The 16,876-nt window shown below is 70.7% G+C and carries 14 protein-coding genes and 1 pseudogene; 6 read left to right on the top strand and 9 right to left on the bottom strand.

Annotated features, from left to right (window positions below; genetic code table 11):
- Positions 1 to 271: 271 nt before the first annotated feature.
- The 8 genes from RNC47_RS29905 to RNC47_RS29870 form a co-directional block, all read right to left on the bottom strand.
- Entirely contained in the window at positions 272 to 1,378 is a 1,107-nt protein-coding gene (locus RNC47_RS29905) for a sugar ABC transporter substrate-binding protein (protein WP_311603197.1), read from the bottom strand.
- 234 nt (positions 1,379 to 1,612) lie between these two features.
- Positions 1,613 to 2,788, bottom strand: a complete 1,176-nt coding sequence (locus RNC47_RS29900; RefSeq protein WP_311603196.1) for an ROK family transcriptional regulator — start codon at positions 2,786 to 2,788, stop codon at positions 1,613 to 1,615.
- A gap of 146 nt (positions 2,789 to 2,934) precedes the next feature.
- Positions 2,935 to 3,858 carry a carbohydrate ABC transporter permease gene (locus RNC47_RS29895; protein WP_394814909.1) on the bottom strand — a complete coding sequence of 308 codons (924 nt, stop codon included), beginning with the start codon at positions 3,856 to 3,858 and terminating at the stop codon, positions 2,935 to 2,937.
- A gap of 26 nt (positions 3,859 to 3,884) precedes the next feature.
- Positions 3,885 to 4,898: a carbohydrate ABC transporter permease gene (locus RNC47_RS29890; protein ID WP_311603194.1), complete on the bottom strand. Its 1,014-nt coding sequence runs from the start codon at positions 4,896 to 4,898 to the stop codon at positions 3,885 to 3,887.
- Positions 4,899 to 4,916: 18 nt separating this feature from the next.
- A complete protein-coding gene (ngcE, locus tag RNC47_RS29885) occupies positions 4,917 to 6,341 on the bottom strand; it encodes an N-acetylglucosamine/diacetylchitobiose ABC transporter substrate-binding protein (protein ID WP_311603192.1) in 1,425 nt (474 codons plus the stop codon).
- A gap of 266 nt (positions 6,342 to 6,607) precedes the next feature.
- Positions 6,608 to 9,328, bottom strand: coding sequence for an aconitate hydratase AcnA (gene acnA / locus RNC47_RS29880; protein WP_311603191.1), 2,721 nt, complete (start codon positions 9,326 to 9,328; stop codon positions 6,608 to 6,610).
- Positions 9,329 to 9,489: 161 nt separating this feature from the next.
- On the bottom strand, positions 9,490 to 9,870 hold the full coding sequence (locus RNC47_RS29875; protein ID WP_311603189.1) for a GntR family transcriptional regulator: 381 nt from the start codon (positions 9,868 to 9,870) through the stop codon (positions 9,490 to 9,492).
- Position 9,871: 1 nt separating this feature from the next.
- The gene (locus tag RNC47_RS29870; RefSeq protein WP_311603188.1) at positions 9,872 to 10,819 is read right to left on the bottom strand and encodes a DUF1648 domain-containing protein; all 948 of its coding nucleotides are present in this window, start codon (positions 10,817 to 10,819) and stop codon (positions 9,872 to 9,874) included.
- 135 nt (positions 10,820 to 10,954) lie between these two features.
- Here RNC47_RS29870 and RNC47_RS29865 point away from each other — a divergent pair, with 135 nt between their 5' ends.
- Both RNC47_RS29865 and RNC47_RS29860 read left to right on the top strand, forming a co-directional pair.
- Positions 10,955 to 12,484 carry a helix-turn-helix domain-containing protein gene (locus RNC47_RS29865; protein WP_311603186.1) on the top strand — a complete coding sequence of 510 codons (1,530 nt, stop codon included), beginning with the start codon at positions 10,955 to 10,957 and terminating at the stop codon, positions 12,482 to 12,484.
- A 462-nt stretch (positions 12,485 to 12,946) separates the two neighbouring features.
- Positions 12,947 to 13,189: a hypothetical protein gene (locus RNC47_RS29860; protein WP_311603185.1), complete on the top strand. Its 243-nt coding sequence runs from the start codon at positions 12,947 to 12,949 to the stop codon at positions 13,187 to 13,189.
- Positions 13,190 to 13,200: 11 nt separating this feature from the next.
- Here the strand turns inward: RNC47_RS29860 and RNC47_RS29855 are convergent, their stop codons facing one another.
- Positions 13,201 to 14,103: a LysR family transcriptional regulator gene (locus RNC47_RS29855; RefSeq protein ID WP_311603183.1), complete on the bottom strand. Its 903-nt coding sequence runs from the start codon at positions 14,101 to 14,103 to the stop codon at positions 13,201 to 13,203.
- Positions 14,104 to 14,290: 187 nt separating this feature from the next.
- Between RNC47_RS29855 and RNC47_RS29850 the strand changes: the two genes are divergently transcribed.
- From RNC47_RS29850 to RNC47_RS29835, 4 genes and pseudogenes are all read left to right on the top strand, one after another.
- Positions 14,291 to 14,596: a DUF1330 domain-containing protein gene (locus tag RNC47_RS29850; protein ID WP_311603182.1), complete on the top strand. Its 306-nt coding sequence runs from the start codon at positions 14,291 to 14,293 to the stop codon at positions 14,594 to 14,596.
- A gap of 281 nt (positions 14,597 to 14,877) precedes the next feature.
- Complete coding sequence (nadC, locus tag RNC47_RS29845; protein WP_311603180.1) at positions 14,878 to 15,765, top strand: carboxylating nicotinate-nucleotide diphosphorylase; 888 nt, start codon at positions 14,878 to 14,880, stop codon at positions 15,763 to 15,765.
- Positions 15,765 to 16,217 (top strand): annotated as a pseudogene (locus tag RNC47_RS37690) (PhzF family phenazine biosynthesis protein); the annotation flags it as partial. The gene nadC and the pseudogene RNC47_RS37690, both read left to right, overlap by 1 nt.
- 76 nt (positions 16,218 to 16,293) lie before the next feature.
- Positions 16,294 to 16,521 (top strand): PhzF family phenazine biosynthesis protein, encoded by a 228-nt coding sequence (locus RNC47_RS29835; protein ID WP_311603178.1) that lies wholly within the window; start codon positions 16,294 to 16,296, stop codon positions 16,519 to 16,521.
- Positions 16,522 to 16,876: the final 355 nt, after the last annotated feature.

The following is a 16,876-nucleotide window of genomic DNA, read 5'->3' as shown; positions in this document are numbered from 1 at the left end:
GCCTCGGCCGGCGGCCGGGCGCAGCCCGGCGAGGCGCCCGCAGGGCGACCACGCCGCCACGGGCGGGCGGGCCGAAGGCCGCACCGCGGCACGGCCCCGTCGCCCCAAGCCCCGGGCCACGGCCTGCCGCAGGCGACCCGCGCCGGCCGCGGGCCCGCGCGGTGTGCGCCTGGCGGGCGACCGCGCGGCACGACCGCGCGGCCGCAGGCGGCCGGGCGCAGCCCGGCCCGGCGTGCCCCCGCCAGGGGGAGGGGTGGGTGGGGGAAAACCCTCAGGTGAGCCCCGCGGCGGCGCACGCCTCCGCGTAGTCGTCGGTGCAGATGTCGTCCACCGTGTAGAACTCGTCCGCGATCACCGTGTCGGCGATGTTGTCGACGGTGACGGCGACCGGGGTGAGCAGGCGGGCCGGGACGCCCTGGTCGGTGGCGCTGTCGACCGTCTCGGGGGCCAGGTCGTTGAGCGCGTCGCCGCGCAGCAGGCGGATGGCCATCTCGGCGGCGGTCTCGGCCTCCTCGCGGAGCGCCTTGTAGATGGTGAAGGTCTGCTGGCCGGCCACGATCCGCTGGAGCGCCGCGAGTTCGGCGTCCTGGCCGCCGACCGGCACGTCGGTGATGCCGGCCGAGCTGAGGGCGGTGATCACGCCGGCCGCCATGCCGTCGTTGGCGACGTAGACGCCGTCGAAGCCGTCGTCGCCGAGCGACTCGATGGCCGCGTTCATCTCCTCGTTGGCGATGGCCGAGTCCCAGCCGGTGATGTCCTGCTCGAAGACGACCTCGGCGGTCTCGTGGAGCACGGAGTGCGCGCCGTCCTTGAACATCGCCGCGTTGGGGTCGGTGGGCGAGCCGTTGATCATGACGACCCGGGCGCCCTCGGCCTCGTCGCCGAGGGCGGAGAGCAGGGTCTCGCCCTGGAGTTCGCCGACGCGCACGTTGTCGTAGGAGACGTAGGCGTCGATCGGGCCTTCGGCGAGCCGGTCGTAGGCCACCACGGGGACGCCCTCGGCGGCGGCGTTCTCCACCCAGGAGGAGGTGGCGGAGGCGTCCACCGGGTCGAGGATGATCACGTCGACACCGGCGGTCAGCATCGCCTCGAACTGCTGGCCCTGGGTGTTGGTGTCCTCACCGGCGTTGGCGTACTGGACCTCGCAGTCGCCGCAGAGTTCCTCGATCTTGGCCTCGATGAAGGGCCGGTCGAAGGACTCGTAGCGGGTGGTGGCGTCCTCGGGGAGGAGCAGGCCGATGGTGCCGCCGCCCTCGTTGGGTTCGCCGCCGTTCGTGTCGTCCTCGTCTCCCCCGCCGGCCTCGCCGCAGGCGGCCAGGGTGGCGGCCAGGGCGATGGTCATGGCTCCGACGGCGGCGTTTCGAAGTAATTGACGCATGGTTGGCTTCGCCTTCCGGTAGGGCGGCAACTGCGCGGCCTCGGTCGGCAGAGAGCTAACTCCGGGCTCATGGTGCCGTCAATACTTGAAGCATGCGTCAACCGAACCGAGACTTTTCCTTACTCGCGTCTCGTCCGTTTGGCGGCGCAATTCAAGGGAACAACGCGGGAATTCGATCTTGTCCTGCCCGTTCGGGCGATTCACGGCTCGCCACCGCCCGTTTTCCGCCCGCTTTCAGGAAGCCGGGCCGAGCAGCATTCCGTCGCCCATTTCGCGCAGCACGAGCGCGAGCGCGCCGAGCACCTCGGCACGGCCGCCGAGCGCGCCGGGCACCAGGGTGAGTTGGCGGGCGGCGCTGGGGATCGCGTAGCGGCCGACGGAGTCGCGGATCGGGCCGAGGGCTATCTCGCCGGCCTCGGCCAGGTCGCCGCCGAGGACGACGCGGCTCGGGTTGAGCAGGTTGCACAGCTGGGCGACGCCGGTGCCGATGTGCCGGCCGACGTCAGCGACGACGCGGCGGCAGCCGGGGTCGCCCTCGCGGGCCAACTGCACGACCCGGTGCATGGTGAGGTCGGTGCCGTGGCTGGAGTACAGCAGCGGCAGCACGTGCCGGGCCGAGGTGAAGGTCTCAAGACAGCCGCGGTTGCCGCAGCGGCAGACGGGGCCCGACTCGTCCAGCGTGATGTGGCCGATCTCGCCCGCGGTGCCGCCCGGGCCACGGTAGATCTGGCCGCCGATGACCAGGCCGGCGCCGACGCCGCTGGCCACCTTGATGTAGGCGAGGTCGCCGGCGCCGCGGCCGCTCCCCCACACGTACTCGCCGAGCGCGCCGAGGTTGGCGTCGTTGTCCACGTGGACCCGGACGCCGGTGCGCGCCTCCAGCTCCTCGCGCGGGTTGGTGCCGCGCCAGCCGGGGAGGATCGCGGTGGAGCCGAGGGCCCCGGTGGCCACGTCGATGGGTCCCGGCACGCCGAGGCCGATGCCGATGATCTTGGCGCGGTCGACGCCGGCCATCGTCAGCAGCCGGCCGACCAGCTTCTCGGCGCGGTCGAAGCCCTGGTCGGCCGAGGAGTCGACGTCGAAGGGCTCGGCCTCCTCGGCGAGCACCTGGTGGGCCAGGTTGCCGACGGCGACGCGGAGGTGCGAGTGGCCGAAGTCGACGCCGACGACGATCCCGGCGTCGGTGGAGAGCGAGACGCTGCGGGCGCGCCGGCCGCTGGCCGAGGTGGTGCGCACCTCGACGGTGCCCAGGCCCTTCAACTCCCGAACGATGTTGGAGACGGTGGCGGCGGACAGGCCCGTGGTGCGCGCGATGTCGGCCTGGGTCAGCGAGCCGGCGGCGCGCACGGCCCGGACGACGCGTTCCAGATTGGCCCGGTGCAGCGAGGACTGCGACCCCGGAGTCTCCACGGCTCACTCCACTTCCGGTCTCCCGGGCGGGCACGACCGCGGGCCCGCCGGCCCGCTCCGGCAGCGCGGCCCGCGCCCACTATATGAACTCGGGGCCGGACTTGGGGGAACAGCGGGGAAACCGCTTGCCGGGCCCGACGTCCCGGCTAACGAAGCGCGCCCGCCGTCAGCCCCGACTGGACCTGGCGTTGGAAGGTGACGTAGACGACCAGGACCGGCAGCATCGACATGGTGACGCCGGCGTAGAGCGCCCCCCAGTCGCCCTCGTAGCCCTGCTGGACCATCAGCGCGGCGAGGCCCTGGGGCAGCACCGCGTCGTCCGGGTCGCCGACGTTGAGCACCCGGGGCAGCACGAACTGGTTCCACTGGCCGAGGAAGTTGAAGATCCCGATGCTGATCAGCCCCGGTCTGGCCATCGGCATCATGATCTGGAAGAAGGTCCTGGTGTGCGAGGCGCCGTCGAGGGCCGCGGCCTCCTGGACGCCGCCGGGCAGGCTGCGGAAGAAGGAGACCAGGAAGAAGATGGTGAAGGGGAGCGAATAGGCGATGTAGACGATGATCAGGCCCCGCCGGGTGTTCAGCAGGCCGAAGTTGTTGAGCACGAAGAACAGCGGCACCAGGGCGAGGAAGACCGGGAACATCAGCCCGCCGGTGAAGAGCAGGTAGATCAGCCGGTTGCCGCGGAAGCTGAAGCGGGCCAGCACGTAGGCGGCCATGGAGCCGAGCAGCATCGTGCCGGTGAGCGAACCCGCCAGGATGATGACCGAGTTGACGGCGTAGCGGCCGATGTCGGCGTTGGTCCAGGCGTTGCTGAAGTTCTCCCAGCGGAGTTCCGTCGGCAGTCCGAAGGGGTCGGCGACGACGTCGGCGTGCGGGCGGAGGCTGGAGATCACCACCCAGATCACGGGCCCGGCGGCCATCAGGGCCCAGAGCACCAGGAACGAGTGGGAGAAGACGTTGAGCACCCCGCCGGTGCCGCCCCCGGGGCGGGCCCGGTCGGCGCCCGCCGGGGGTCCGGCCTCGGGGGCGGCCCGGCCGTCCTGGCGCGGGTCGGTGCTGGTGACGCTCACGGTTCGGGTTCTCCTTTCGACGGGCGCTACAACTCGATCCGTTCGCGCCGGCCGACCAGCATCATCAGCAGGGCGAAGACCAGGGTGACGAGGAACAGGGCGACGCCGATCGCGGTGGCGTAGCCGGCCTGGGCGTCGCGGAACGCCTTCTCGAAGAGGTAGCTGGGCAGCACGTCCATGCCGTGTTCGGGGACCATGACGTCCACCAGGGCGAAGGAGTCGAGCGCCTGGATGCCCATGTAGATCCAGCCGGTTCGGACGGTGTCCCAGGTGAGCGGGAGGGTGATCCGGAAGAAGGTCACCGAGCGTCCGGCGCCGTCGAGCAGCGCGGCCTCGTAGATCTCGCCGGGGACGGAGCTCATGGCCGCGGAGAACAGCACCACGTAGAAGCCGACGAAGGCCCAGCACAGCACGGCGAGCACGCACCAGACGGCGACGTCGCCGCCCAGCCAGTCCTCCCGTTCCAGGGAGCCGAGGCCGACGGCGCCCAGGCCCTCGTTGAGGAGACCGGTCGGGCTGTAGATCCGGGCCCAGATGATGGAGATCACCGCGATGGAGAGCACCTGCGGGAAGAAGTAGACGACCTTGTAGAAACGGGCGCCGGCGACCCCGCCGGTGGCGCCGCCGCGCCGGCCGCCGACGTTGAGCATGTAGGCGAGGAAGAGGCCGAGGGAGAGGGTGACCAGCGGGGCGATGACCAGCAGCAGCAGGCTGTTGACCAGCGATTCCCAGAACTTGTCGTCCTCCAGCATGCGTTGGTAGTTCTCGAGCCCGGTGAAGGTGTAGGTGGCGCTGTAACCGGTCCAGTCCGTGAGGGAGTAGAAGAACGCCTGGAGGAACGGCGAGACCACGAACACCGCGTAGACCAGCAGTGGCAGGGCCAGGAACCAGGCGATGAACCGGCGTTGGTCGAGTTTCCGGTAGCGACGGTCGCGCCGCACCCGGTCCGGGGTGAACCGGGGCGGCACGAGGAACGCCACCGTGAACAGCAGTGCGTCGCGAGGGGTCAGGCGCTCCCGACCCCGCGGGGTGTCCTTCATACCGCCCCCTGGTCCGGGTCAGGTGTGCTGGAACTTCTGGATGGAGTCGTCCTGGGCCGTCGCGTCGGCCGCCCGCTGGCAGCGGTCGATCGCCTCGTCCGGCTCGATCTCGCCGGCCATCATGGCCGCGACGGCGCCGCCGATCTCCTCGTTGTTGAGCTGCCGGTACCAGTCGGGCAGCCGGGAGCTGACGAGGTTGTCGCCGGCGGCGTCCAGGATCTCGGAGGCGCTGGTGAGGCCGGGCGGCAGCGACATGCCCTCGGTGGCGCCGCGCACGACGGTGAGCGAGGAGACCAGTTCGGTGAAGTTCCGCGCCGACTCGCGGCCGAGCATGATCCGCAGGAACTCCAGGCCGCCGGGGACGTTGTCGGCCGCGGCCGGCACGAAGAACGGCTCGCCCGGTGAGGCCCAGAGGGTGCCGAACGGCATGGCGTCGGAGGAGTCGAGGCCGGTGGGCGGGCCGACGGCCATGTCGAAGTCCTCCGGGGTGGTCGCCGCCGCCTCGTTCTCCACCCACGAGCCGTTGGGGATGAACAGGGCGCGGCCCTCGGTCCACTCGGTCTGGGACTCCTCGTGGGTCATGCCGGGGCTGCCGCGCAGCACGTAGCCGCGGGCCGTCAGCTCGTAGTAGGCCTCGAAGGCGGTGCGGACGGCGTCGTGCCGCCAGGCGTTGGGCTCCAGGTTGTCGAGGGCCTGGAGGACCTCTATGCCGCCGATCTTGCCGATGAACGGGTAGAGGGTGAAGTTGAAGTAGTAGGGATAGACGCCCGGGTAGGTCCAGCCGGCGATGCCCTCGCGGCGGGCGGCCTCGCAGAGGGTCAGCATCTCGTCCCAGGTCCGCGGGTATTCGGCGCCGAGCCGCTCCAGGGCGGTGCGCGAGTACCACTGGCCGTAGACGTGCAGCGCGTAGTTGAGGCGGTAGACCGCCTCGCTGCCGAACTGGCCCATCTCGACGGTGCCGGGCATCAGGGTGTCCCGGACGGTGACGTTCGGGTCGTCGAGGGAGGGCGCGTCGAGCAGTTCGGTGAGGTCGTGGACCTGCTCGTTGCGGATCAGGGCGGCGATGTCCATCGCCTGGGCGCCGGAGTTGTCGATCACGTCCGGCGGATCGCCCTGCACCATGCGGGGTTGGAGCAGGGACTGGATCTCCTGGGTCTTGGTGTGGTCGACGGTGCCGAACCGCTGCTGGTAGAGCGCCTCCGCGTCGACGGCGTACTGGTCGCCGAAGCCACCGTCGAAGATGACGACTTCGAGGTCGGCGTCGGCGCTGACGCCGAACGGGTTGTCGGCGGAGGTCTCCCCGCGTTCGGCGCCGCCGTCGTCGCCGCTGCCGCCGCCGCTGGCGCAGGAGGTGAGCGCGCCCATCGCCGGGACGGCGAGCAGGCCCGCGGCGGCGGAGCCTCTGATCAGGGCACGGCGGTTGAGGAATGGACCGGAACGCATCTTCAAGTCCTCGCCTTCGAGACGGATCAGACGGTGGAGGCCGCCCGGATCCCGACAGGTATAGTCCACTTGCCTCGGGCTTGGAAGATCGCGTACCTCGATCGCGTTGATGCTTTTCCGAGTTGAGATCTCCCGGACACACACGGACGCGGGCCGCCCTCCGTTGGAAATGGAGGGCGGCCCGCGCGTTTGGCGCCGCTTTCTGAGCCTTTCTGGCGACCGATGTGCCTATGTCGGCCGATCTCTCGCCCGGCTCTTATGTGATCTTACTTGCGGATCAGGGAGCGCAGCACGTACTGCATGATTCCGCCGTTGCGGTAGTAGTCCGCCTCGCCGGGGGTGTCGATCCGCACCACGGCGTCGAATTCCACGCCGGTGTCGGTGCTGACCTTGACGGTCTCCGGGATCCCGCCGTCGTTGAGCGCGGTGACGCCGCGGACGGCGAAGGTCTCCTCGCCGGTCAGGCCGAGCGAGTCGGCGCTCTGGCCGGCGGGGAACTGCAGCGGCAGCACGCCCATGCCGATCAGGTTGGAGCGGTGGATGCGCTCGTAGGACTCGGCGATCACGGCGCGCACGCCGAGCAGCGCGGTGCCCTTGGCCGCCCAGTCGCGGGAGGATCCTGAGCCGTACTCCTTGCCGGCGAGCACCACCAGCGGCACGCCCGCGGCCTCGTAGTTGCGGGAGGCGTCGTAGATGAAGGAGACCGGCCCGCCCTCCTGGGTGAAGTCGCGGGTGTAGCCGCCCTCGGTGCCGGGCGCGATCTGGTTGCGCAGCCGGATGTTGGCGAAGGTGCCGCGGATCATGACCTCGTGGTTGCCGCGGCGCGAGCCGTAGGAGTTGAAGTCGCGGCGGGCGACGCCGTGCTCGGTGAGGTACTGGCCGGCCGGGGTGTCGGCCTTGATGGCGCCGGCGGGCGAGATGTGGTCGGTGGTGACCGAGTCGCCCAGCTTCGCGAGCACCCGGGCGCCGCTGATGTCGGCGACCGGCTCCGGGTCCATGGTCATGCCCTCGAAGTACGGGGGCTTGCGGACGTAGGTGGACTCGGGGTCCCACTCGAAGGTCGAGCCGGTCGGGATCGACAGCGCGTTCCACTGGGCGTCGCCGGCGAAGACGTCGGAGTAGCTCTGGCCGAACATCTCCTGGCCGATGGCCGAGGCGACGACCTGCTCGATCTCCTGCTCGGAGGGCCAGACATCGCGGAGGTAGACCGGCTTGCCGTCGGGGTCGAGGCCCAGCGGCTCGGTGGTGATGTCGATCTTCATCGAGCCGGCGATGGCGTAGGCGACGACCAGCGGCGGGGACGCCAGGTAGTTCATCTTGACGTCGGGGTTGATCCGGCCCTCGAAGTTGCGGTTGCCGGAGAGCACGGAGACCACGGCCAGGTCGTTGTCGTTGACGGCCTGGGAGATCTCCTCGGGCAGCGGGCCCGAGTTGCCGATGCAGGTGGTGCAGCCGTAGCCGACGAGGTTGAAGCCGAGCTTGTCCAGGTAGGGGGTGAGGCCGGCGCGGTCGTAGTAGTCCATGACGACCTTGGAGCCGGGCGCCAGGGTGGTCTTGACCCAGGGCTTGCGGGTCAGGCCGCGCTCCACCGCCTTCTTGGCCAGCAGCGCCGCGCCCACCATGACGGAGGGGTTGGAGGTGTTGGTGCAGGAGGTGATGGCGGCGACGGTGACGGCGCCGTGGTCGAGCTCGAAGGTGGTGCCGTCGGCGGCGGTGACGGTGACCGGCCTGCTGGGCGCGCTGTTGCTGACGGCCGGCGCGTCGGAGGCGGGGAAGGACTCCTTGCCGGCCTCGTCGATGTCGGTGGCGGGCACGTAGGCGCGCACGTCGTCGCTGAACTTGGCCTTGGCGTCGGCGAGCGCGATCCGGTCCTGGGGGCGCTTCGGGCCGGCGATGGACGGCACGACGGTGGCGAGGTCGAGCTCCAGGTACTCGGAGAAGTCGGGCTCGGCCGCCGGGTCGAGCCAGAGGCCCTGCTCCTTGGCGTACGCCTCGACGAGCGCGAGCTGCTGGGCGTCGCGGCCGGTCAGCCTGAGGTAGCTGATGGTCTCGGCGTCGATCGGGAAGATGGCGGCGGTGGAGCCGAACTCCGGCGACATGTTGCCGATGGTGGCGCGGTTGGCCAGCGGGATCGAGGACACGCCCTCGCCGTAGAACTCGACGAACTTGCCGACCACGCCGTGCTTGCGCAGCATCTCGGTGATGGTGAGCACCAGGTCGGTGGCGGTGGTGCCGGTGGGCAGCTCGCCGGTGAGCTTGAAGCCGACGACCCGCGGGATCAGCATGGAGACCGGCTGGCCGAGCATGGCGGCCTCGGCCTCGATGCCGCCGACGCCCCAGCCGAGCACGCCGAGGCCGTTGACCATGGTGGTGTGCGAGTCGGTGCCGACCAGGGTGTCGGGGTACGCCTGACCACCCCGGACCATGACGGTGCGGGCCAGGTGCTCGATGTTGACCTGGTGGACGATGCCGGTGCCGGGCGGGACGACCTTGAACTCGTCGAAGGCGGTCTGGCCCCAGCGCAGGAACTGGTAGCGCTCGCGGTTACGGCCGTACTCGAGCTCGACGTTCTGCTGGAAGGCGTTGGGCGTGCCGAACTTGTCGGCGATGACGGAGTGGTCGATGACCAGCTCGGCCGGGGCGAGCGGGTTGATGCGCGCCGGGTCGCCGCCCAGGTCCCGCACGGCCTCGCGCATGGTGGCGAGGTCGACCACGCAGGGCACGCCGGTGAAGTCCTGCATGATCACCCGGGCGGGGGTGAACTGGATCTCCTGGCTGGGCTGCGCGGAGGCGTCCCACTCGCCGAGGGCGCGGATGTGGTCCGCGGTGATGTTGGCCCCGTCCTCGGTGCGGAGCAGGTTCTCGAGCAGCACCTTGAGGCTGTACGGCAGCCGGGCCGAGCCCGCCACCTTGTCCAGCCGGAAGATCTCGTACGACTCGTCGCCCACCCGCAACGTACCGCGGGCGTCGAAGCTGTTCGCCGACACGACTGTCTCCTTCAACACAGGTATTCGCGCGTTCTGCCGCAATGCTGCCGTTCGCGTCCCGACGAGGCTTGGTAAGGTGACCCTAAGTAAGCCGCCGAGCGGGCGGTCGACACGTACTGCGCCGTGACCAGATATCTCGATGTCGAGATAACTCTAGTACATCACCGCGCGAACGGCGCAGTGGGCACCGTCGCGGCGGCCAGACCTGCCCGGACGAGGGCCAGGAACTCCTCGTCCGTCAGGCCCAGCTCGCGGGCCTGGGCGACCGCCGCCTGGATCCGCTCGGAGAGCCGGGCGGCGCCCGGCGCGGCGGTGACCACCGCGCCCCGGCCGCGCCGCAGCTCGATCAGCCCCTCGTCGCGCAGCCGTTGGTAACCGCGCAGCACCGTGTGCACGTTGACGCCGAGCGAGGCGGCGACCTCGCGGGCCGGCGGCAGCCGCTCCCCCGGACCCGCCGCGCCCTCGGCGATGGCACCGCGCACGCAGGCGGCTATCTGCTCGCCCAGCGGCACGGGCGATCCCGGAACCACCCGGAACAACATCTCAGTCGCGCTCCCGTGACCGACGCTCGACGAGCCCGTTGAGGAGGGCGGCGGCGGTGGCCGAGTCGTCGACGGTGACGACGAACTCGCGCCCGCCGCTCAGCCGCGCCGACAGCGCCTCCCCCGAACGCAGCACGACCCCGCGCCTCCCCGGGCGTATGCGATAGCCCCAACCGCCGAAGTCTCCCACGGCCTCGACCCGGACGCTGGCGGCGCCCGCGACGGCGTGCAGCGGGACGGCGATCCTGGGCCGCGGCAGCAGCACGGAACGGACGGCGATCCCCCGGCGGTCGACCGTGACCCGCACACCGGCGAACGCCGCGCACAGCAGGGCGAGGGCGAGCGCCACGAGCCCGGCCGGAAGCGAACCGAAGAGCGTGACGAGCACCCCGACGCCGAGCCCGAGGCCCGCCGCCGCGAGCAGCGCGCCGGAGGCGGCCGTCCGGCTCCAGGCCGCGGCCTCGCCGTCGGCCAGCGACAGGGCGGCGACCGGCCGCTCGGCGGCCCGCCCCGGGTCGGCCCCGGCCGCCCACCAGGCGAGCCACCCGACCGCCGCCGCCGCGGGCAGCAGCACCGCCAGGTGCCACATCGGCAGCCGCGCCTCGGCGGGGTCACCGAGGTCCGAGTTGACCAGCACGGTCGCGATCAGCGGATACCCCAGAGTGACGGCGAGGCCGGCGCCGAGCGCCGTGGTCAGGCGCCGCCCGGCCGCCCCGCCGGGACGGAGCAGCGACAGCGTGAACAGCAGCCCGAGCGCGAGCAGCAGGCCGCCGCCGAACCAGAGCGCGGTCGCCCGGCCCATGAAGTCGTCGGCCTCGCCACCCCCGCCGAAGTGCGTGGCGATGCGCTCGGGCAGCCGGTCGTACCGCGCCAGGAAGATGCCGACGTATGCCGCGGTCGCCGCGCCGAACGGCACCGCGACCAGGGCGACTCGACGTGCGGTGGTCATGAGGATCCCCTCCCCGTAGCCTCGGACTTGTTCGCATTCCATGCGAACAAGTGGAGCTTACCCGTTCGAACGGCGACTCACTCGAACGGCCCACCCTGGCGAGCGACATCTCATATGTGAGATACGCTCGTGCGTATGATCGACGACTACCTCGCCCGGATCGGACAGCTCATCCGGGACGCACGTCAGCATCGCGGCTGGACACAACTCCAGCTCGCGGAGGCGCTCGGTACCAGTCAGAGCGCGGTCAACCGCATCGAGCGCGGGAACCAGAACATCAGCCTTGAGATGATCGCCCGCATCGGTGAGGCCCTGGACAGTGAGATCGTCTCGCTCGGTTATTCGGGCCCGATGCATCTCCGGGTGGTCGGCGGGCGCCGGTTGAGCGGCGCCATCGACGTCAAGACGAGCAAGAACGCGTGCGTCGCGCTGCTCTGCGCCAGCCTGCTCAACTCCGGCCGCACCGTGCTGCGCCGGGTGGCCAGGATCGAGGAGGTCTTCCGGATCCTGGAGGTGCTCAACTCGATCGGGGTGCGCACCCGTTGGATCAACGAGGGCGCCGACCTGGAGATCGTGCCGCCGGCCGAGCTCGACCTCGACGCCATCGACAAGGAGGCCGCGCTCCGCACCCGCAGCATCATCATGTTCCTCGGCCCGCTGCTGCACCGCATGGACCGCTTCAGGATCCCCTACGCGGGCGGCTGCGACCTCGGCACCCGCACCGTCGAGCCGCACATGATGGCGCTGCGCCGGTTCGGCCTCGAGGTCACCGCCACCGAGGGCATGTACCACGCCACCGTCACCCAGGGCGTCTCACCCGAGCGGCCGATCGTGCTGACCGAGCGCGGCGACACCGTCACGGAGAACGCGCTGCTGGCCGCCGCCCGGCACGACGGGGTCACCGTCATCCGCAACGCCTCCTCCAACTACATGGTCCAGGACCTGTGCTTCTTCCTGGAGCAGCTGGGGGTGCGGATCGAGGGCGTGGGCACCACCACGCTCACCGTGCACGGCGTTCCGGAGATCGACCGGGACGTGGACTACTCGCCCTCCGAGGACCCGGTCGAGGCGATGAGCCTGATCGCGGCGGCCGTCGTCACCGAGTCGGAGCTGACCATCCGTCGGGTGCCGCTGGAGTTCCTGGAGATCGAGCTCGCGGTGCTGGAGGGCATGGGTCTCGACCACGACCTGGGCGCCGAGTACCGGGCGGACAACGGCCGCACCCGGCTGGCCGACCTGACCGTGCGACCCTCCAAGCTGGAGGCGCCGATCGACAAGATCCACCCGATGCCGTTCCCCGGCCTCAACATCGACAACGCGCCGTTCTTCGCCGCGATCGCCGCCACGGCGCACGGCTCGACGCTGATCCACGACTGGGTCTACGACAACCGCGCCATCTACCTCACCGACCTCAACCGGCTCGGCGGCCGGCTCCAGTTGCTCGACCCGCACCGGGTGCTGGTGGAGGGTCCGACGCGGTGGCGGGCGGCCGAGATGATGTGCCCCCCGGCGCTGCGACCCGCCGTGGTGGTGCTGCTGGCGATGATGGCCGCCGAGGGCACCTCGGTGCTGCGCAACGTCTATGTGATCAACCGCGGTTACGAGGACCTCGCCGAGCGGCTGAACTCGGTGGGCGCGCAGATCGAGACCTTCCGCGACATCTGACAGAGCCCCTTCGACGCACCCACCCCGGCCTGCGGAAACGCGGGACCGGTGGGGGTGCGTCGCTGCCTGTGGGAGTGCTCTGGGAGTTTCCGCCGCACCCGGTTCGCTCCGGTCACGGCCGAAGACCGCATCGATGGCGGCCGCTCCCCGTGCCCCCGCGCATGGCAGGAAGTGGGCATACACACGGAGCGTAAACCCCGGGTCGGCGTGGCCGAGCCACTGGGCCAGAGACACGATCGACTCAGAGCGCGTACGACCTGGGCCGCCGGCGCTTGGCCTCCACCGCCGTCTTGGGAGGACTGGGGTCCCCCAAGGCAGTGCGACGCGTACCGGCACGAATGCCTCCATGTGCCGCCGGAGGGCATCGGCCACGCTCGGCGGCAGAGGCACACGACAGCGGAAGGCATGGGCCAGCATCGCGAGGGTGACCCAGCGGGCCCACGAGGGGTAGCGGCGGACCCGGTGCTCGTCCAGCCCGGCCAGTCCCTTCTCGGATCGAAGCGCGGTATCCGCCGATATCTCGGGCTGGGCGAGGACATCGCCGCGGGGTACGACTCGGACCGGACCCGGGGCCCTCATCGGATGCTGGTCCGCCGGCGTGGCGAGGTGGTGTTGGACATCAGCAAGACCGTCGTCGTCATCACCGCGAAGTCCGCCGGGTGCGAGGTTTTCGGCCTCGCCACCGCGGGCGTCCGTCTCGCGTGACCTCTTGCGCGTCAGTCCGGCAGCCAGTGCAACTCGTGCGCCAGGGTTTTGGCTACGGCACGGATGCGGCGATGTAGTGGCGACTGCTCGCGTGGGAGGACCAGGTGGATCGTCAGGCTGGGCGCGCCCCGCAGTGGTCGCCAGGTGAGACCGGCCGGTTGTGCCGTGGCCGCGGCTTCTCCGGCCGGGGCGAGGGTGACCCCGTCGCGCAGGTCGCGCTGAGCCATGTCGAAAGAGACTGCGGGCGTGTGGAATCGGGGGTGTGGTCGGGTGTCTCGGAACAGCGCGGACAGCTGATCGTGGATCACGGGGTTGGCCGCACGGTCCGGGAGTCGGAGCGGATACGCGGCCGCGTCGGCGATCTCGATCTCCGGGTGTTCGGCCAGCGGATGGTGCTGCGCCAGCTGGACCCCGACGCGCATACGCCGCAGCAGGAACCGCCGCACGCCACGGCCCGGCTGTTCACCGCGGGTGATCCCGGCATCGATGCGGCCGTCGGCGACCGCGGGGGAGATCTCCGGTGTCGCCATCGGGACCGCGCCGACCTCGAGTCCGCTGTTGCCGCGAATCAGCCTGTCCACGAGGGCCGGTGCCGTCTCGGCCCCGGCGCTGAGGCTGTAGCCGATGCGCAGCGTGCCCAGTTCACCGGCTGCCGCGCTCCGGGCGGTGTCCCATGCCCGGTCCAGCGCCGCCAGCGCGGGCGGCGCGGACTCCGCCAAAGCCGCACCTGCCGTGGTCAATACGACGCTACGCGTGTTGCGGACCAGTAGGGCCGTACCGAGTTCCGCCTCCAGTCGGCGCATCCGGGCGCTGAGCGCGGGCTGTGCGATACCGATCCGTGCGGCCGCGCGGGTGAAGTTCAACTCCTGCGCCAGCACCAGAAAGTACCGCAGGCTCACCGTATCCGGCGCCACGTGCCCCCCTGCCGATTGATAACGATCCGTTCTGAGTCTAGCCCGTACCGGTCTTTCCCTCGACCGCGCATCGAGCCCTAACCTGCGCATATGACGATTCCGCTGACCGCAGTACCCGTCGCCGGGATCGATCGATCTGAGTGTCAATGCGAAGTCGGACGTGTCCGGCCCAACACAGGAGGTTTCCATGGCCAAGGGCTACTGGGTCAGTGTCTACCCCGCCATTTCCGACCCTGAGGAGCTGGCTGCCTACGACAAGCTGGCCGGTCCGGCTGTCCAGGCTGGGGGCGGGCGCAACCTGTCCCTCCTCCCGTCCCGTGGCGGTCGAGTCGTCGCCCACGAGGCCGGAATCACGCAACGCGTCGTTCTGATCGAGTTCGACAGCTTTGAACAGGCCGTCGCGGCATACGAGAGCGAGGCATACCAGAAGGCGCTGGTGGCCCTCCCCGACGGCTTCGAGCGCGACTTCCGCATCGTCGAAGGCATCGACTGACCGAGGTCCAGTCGGATCTTCGCTGAAGGGCTCACAGAGCTCCAAGAGGCTCGACTCGCCGAGGTGCTGTGCAACGGCAGCCGCCCCCTCACCCCGCTCGGCCACGACGCCCGCGAGGCCCTGCGTTCGGTCACCGAGTGGTCGCAGCGGTGGGCTGCCGAGCTTGCCGACGCCCCGCCCACTGCCGCCGAGGGTGCCAGCGCAACCGGTTCTGACAGCGGTCACCGCGCGGGACACCTCAGATTTCCGGCCCGTAACCACAGGACTGGAGACCACGGACCATGACAGAGTTCCCCTCACAGGCGGCGCGAACCGCCGTCGCCGCTGCCCTGGCCGAGGATGAGTCGGGCCAGGACATCACCACCGCGTGGAGCGTTCCCGAAGGCCTGGCGGCCGTGGCCGAGATCCGCGCCCGGCAATGCGGCATCGCCAGCGGTCTTCCCGTGGTCGCCGAGGTCTTCGCCCAGGTGGACCCCGAGGTCACAGTGGAAGCGCTCGTCCCCGACGGCGCCCGGCTGACCGGCGACGATGTCCTGGTGCGGCTGTCCGGCTCGGCGCGCAGCCTGATCACCGGGGAGCGTACGGCGCTGAACTTCCTGCAGCGCATGTGCGGCATCGCGACGCTCACCGACCGCTACGTCCAGGCCGTGGCCGGGACCGAGGCGCGCATCCTGGACACCCGCAAGACGGCGCCGGGCCTGCGCGCCCTGGACAAGTACGCGGTGACCGTCGGTGGCGGCCGCAACCACCGGCTCAACCTCGCGGCGATGGTGCTGCTCAAGGAGAACCACATCGCCGCGGCAGGCGGCGTGACCACCGCGATCGACGCGGTCCGGCGCGGGATGGCGCGCACCGGGCAGAAGGTGGAGACCGATGTCGAGGTGCGGACCGTGGCGCAGGCCGTTGAGGCCCTCGATGCCGGGGCCCGCTGGATCATGCTCGACAACATGCCGGTGGCCGACATCGAAAGGGTCGTGAAGATCCGGGCCGAGCGTGCCGACGCCTCCCGGATCCTGCTGGAGGCCTCGGGCACCGTCCGTCTGGACAGCGTCCGCGCCATCGCCGAGACGGGAGTCGACCTCATCTCGGTCGGCGCGTTGACGCACAGCGCGCCCGCGCTGGACCTGACGATGCTGCTGACGACCGCCCCGGTGCCTTGCCCGAGGTAGTGGTCATCGACGCGTGTCAGCGGCAGGGCCGGGGCGGCAGCCCGCCCGCTGTTCTCGACGAAGCGTCGTTCACCGACGCGGAGCGAGGCCGCATTCCCGGGGAGCTGGGCACTTCGCACGCCGTCTTCATCCGTGCCACCGGAGTTGAGCGCGGCCGTCCCTCGTACTCGCTCCGGTTCTTCACCGCCGAAGGCGAACTGCCTGCCTGCGGCCACGGCACCGTCGCGGCCCTGGCGCTGCTCGCCATACGCGAAGGCGGCAGCGACCACCGCGCCGTGCTGTGTACGACGAGCCGCAGCTTCGAGGGCTGGGCCATCCGAAACCGCGACAGCGTGACAGCGTCGTTCGACCCGGGCCCGGTGAACCTGCGCGTCGCCCAGGCACCCGAGCTAAGGGCGGTCACAGCCGGCCTCGGCCTGGCCGACGAAGCCGTCGTCGGCAACGCCCGCGTGGCCTCGAATGGGCGGCCGAGGCTTCTCCTGCCAGTCCGATCGCGCGCCGCGTTGGCCGCGGCCGGGCAGCCGCCGGATGTTCGCCCCGTCGATCGGCGTCCCCGAGGACATCGCCAACGCCAACAGCACGACCGGCCTGGCCGCCCACCTGCTCGACACGACAGGGGCACAGACGGTCGCGATCGAGGTGGAGCAGGGCGACACCCTCGGTCGACCGGCCAGCGTTCTCGCTTCGGCCCGACGCGGGCCGGCGGGCATCACGAACCGGGTCGGCGGGGTAGCGGTGGTCCGCGACGGACACTGAGGCGATGACTGGACCGTCCTCCCGACTGAGTCGGAAATACCACGAAGTGCCTCACAGCGCACACCTGACGTGCCCGTTGTCCGGGCATCCGGCTCTCCACAAGACTTCTCGGGCGATCGCGGTGCTTGCCACCGACCGTTGACAGGGCGGGATCGTTGACATCGCACGCAAGAGGTCAACTCCCTCGCGGGAGGGTGTTTTCCGGGCTGTCGGCGCTCATGATCGAGGCTGTTGCGGTGCGGCGGACACCGGCGCTTTGCCCCTGCCGTCGAGGCCACGCTCGGCATCCCCCAAGCCGATCGAGGAGCAACGCCTGGGATACACGGGGAGTCACCTCCTCCCGGGACGCGAGGCC

It is taken from the genome of Streptomyces millisiae (assembly GCF_031845425.1).
Lineage (GTDB): Bacteria > Actinomycetota > Actinomycetes > Streptomycetales > Streptomycetaceae > Streptomyces > Streptomyces millisiae.
This window is presented reverse-complemented; position numbering and strand designations above follow the sequence as displayed.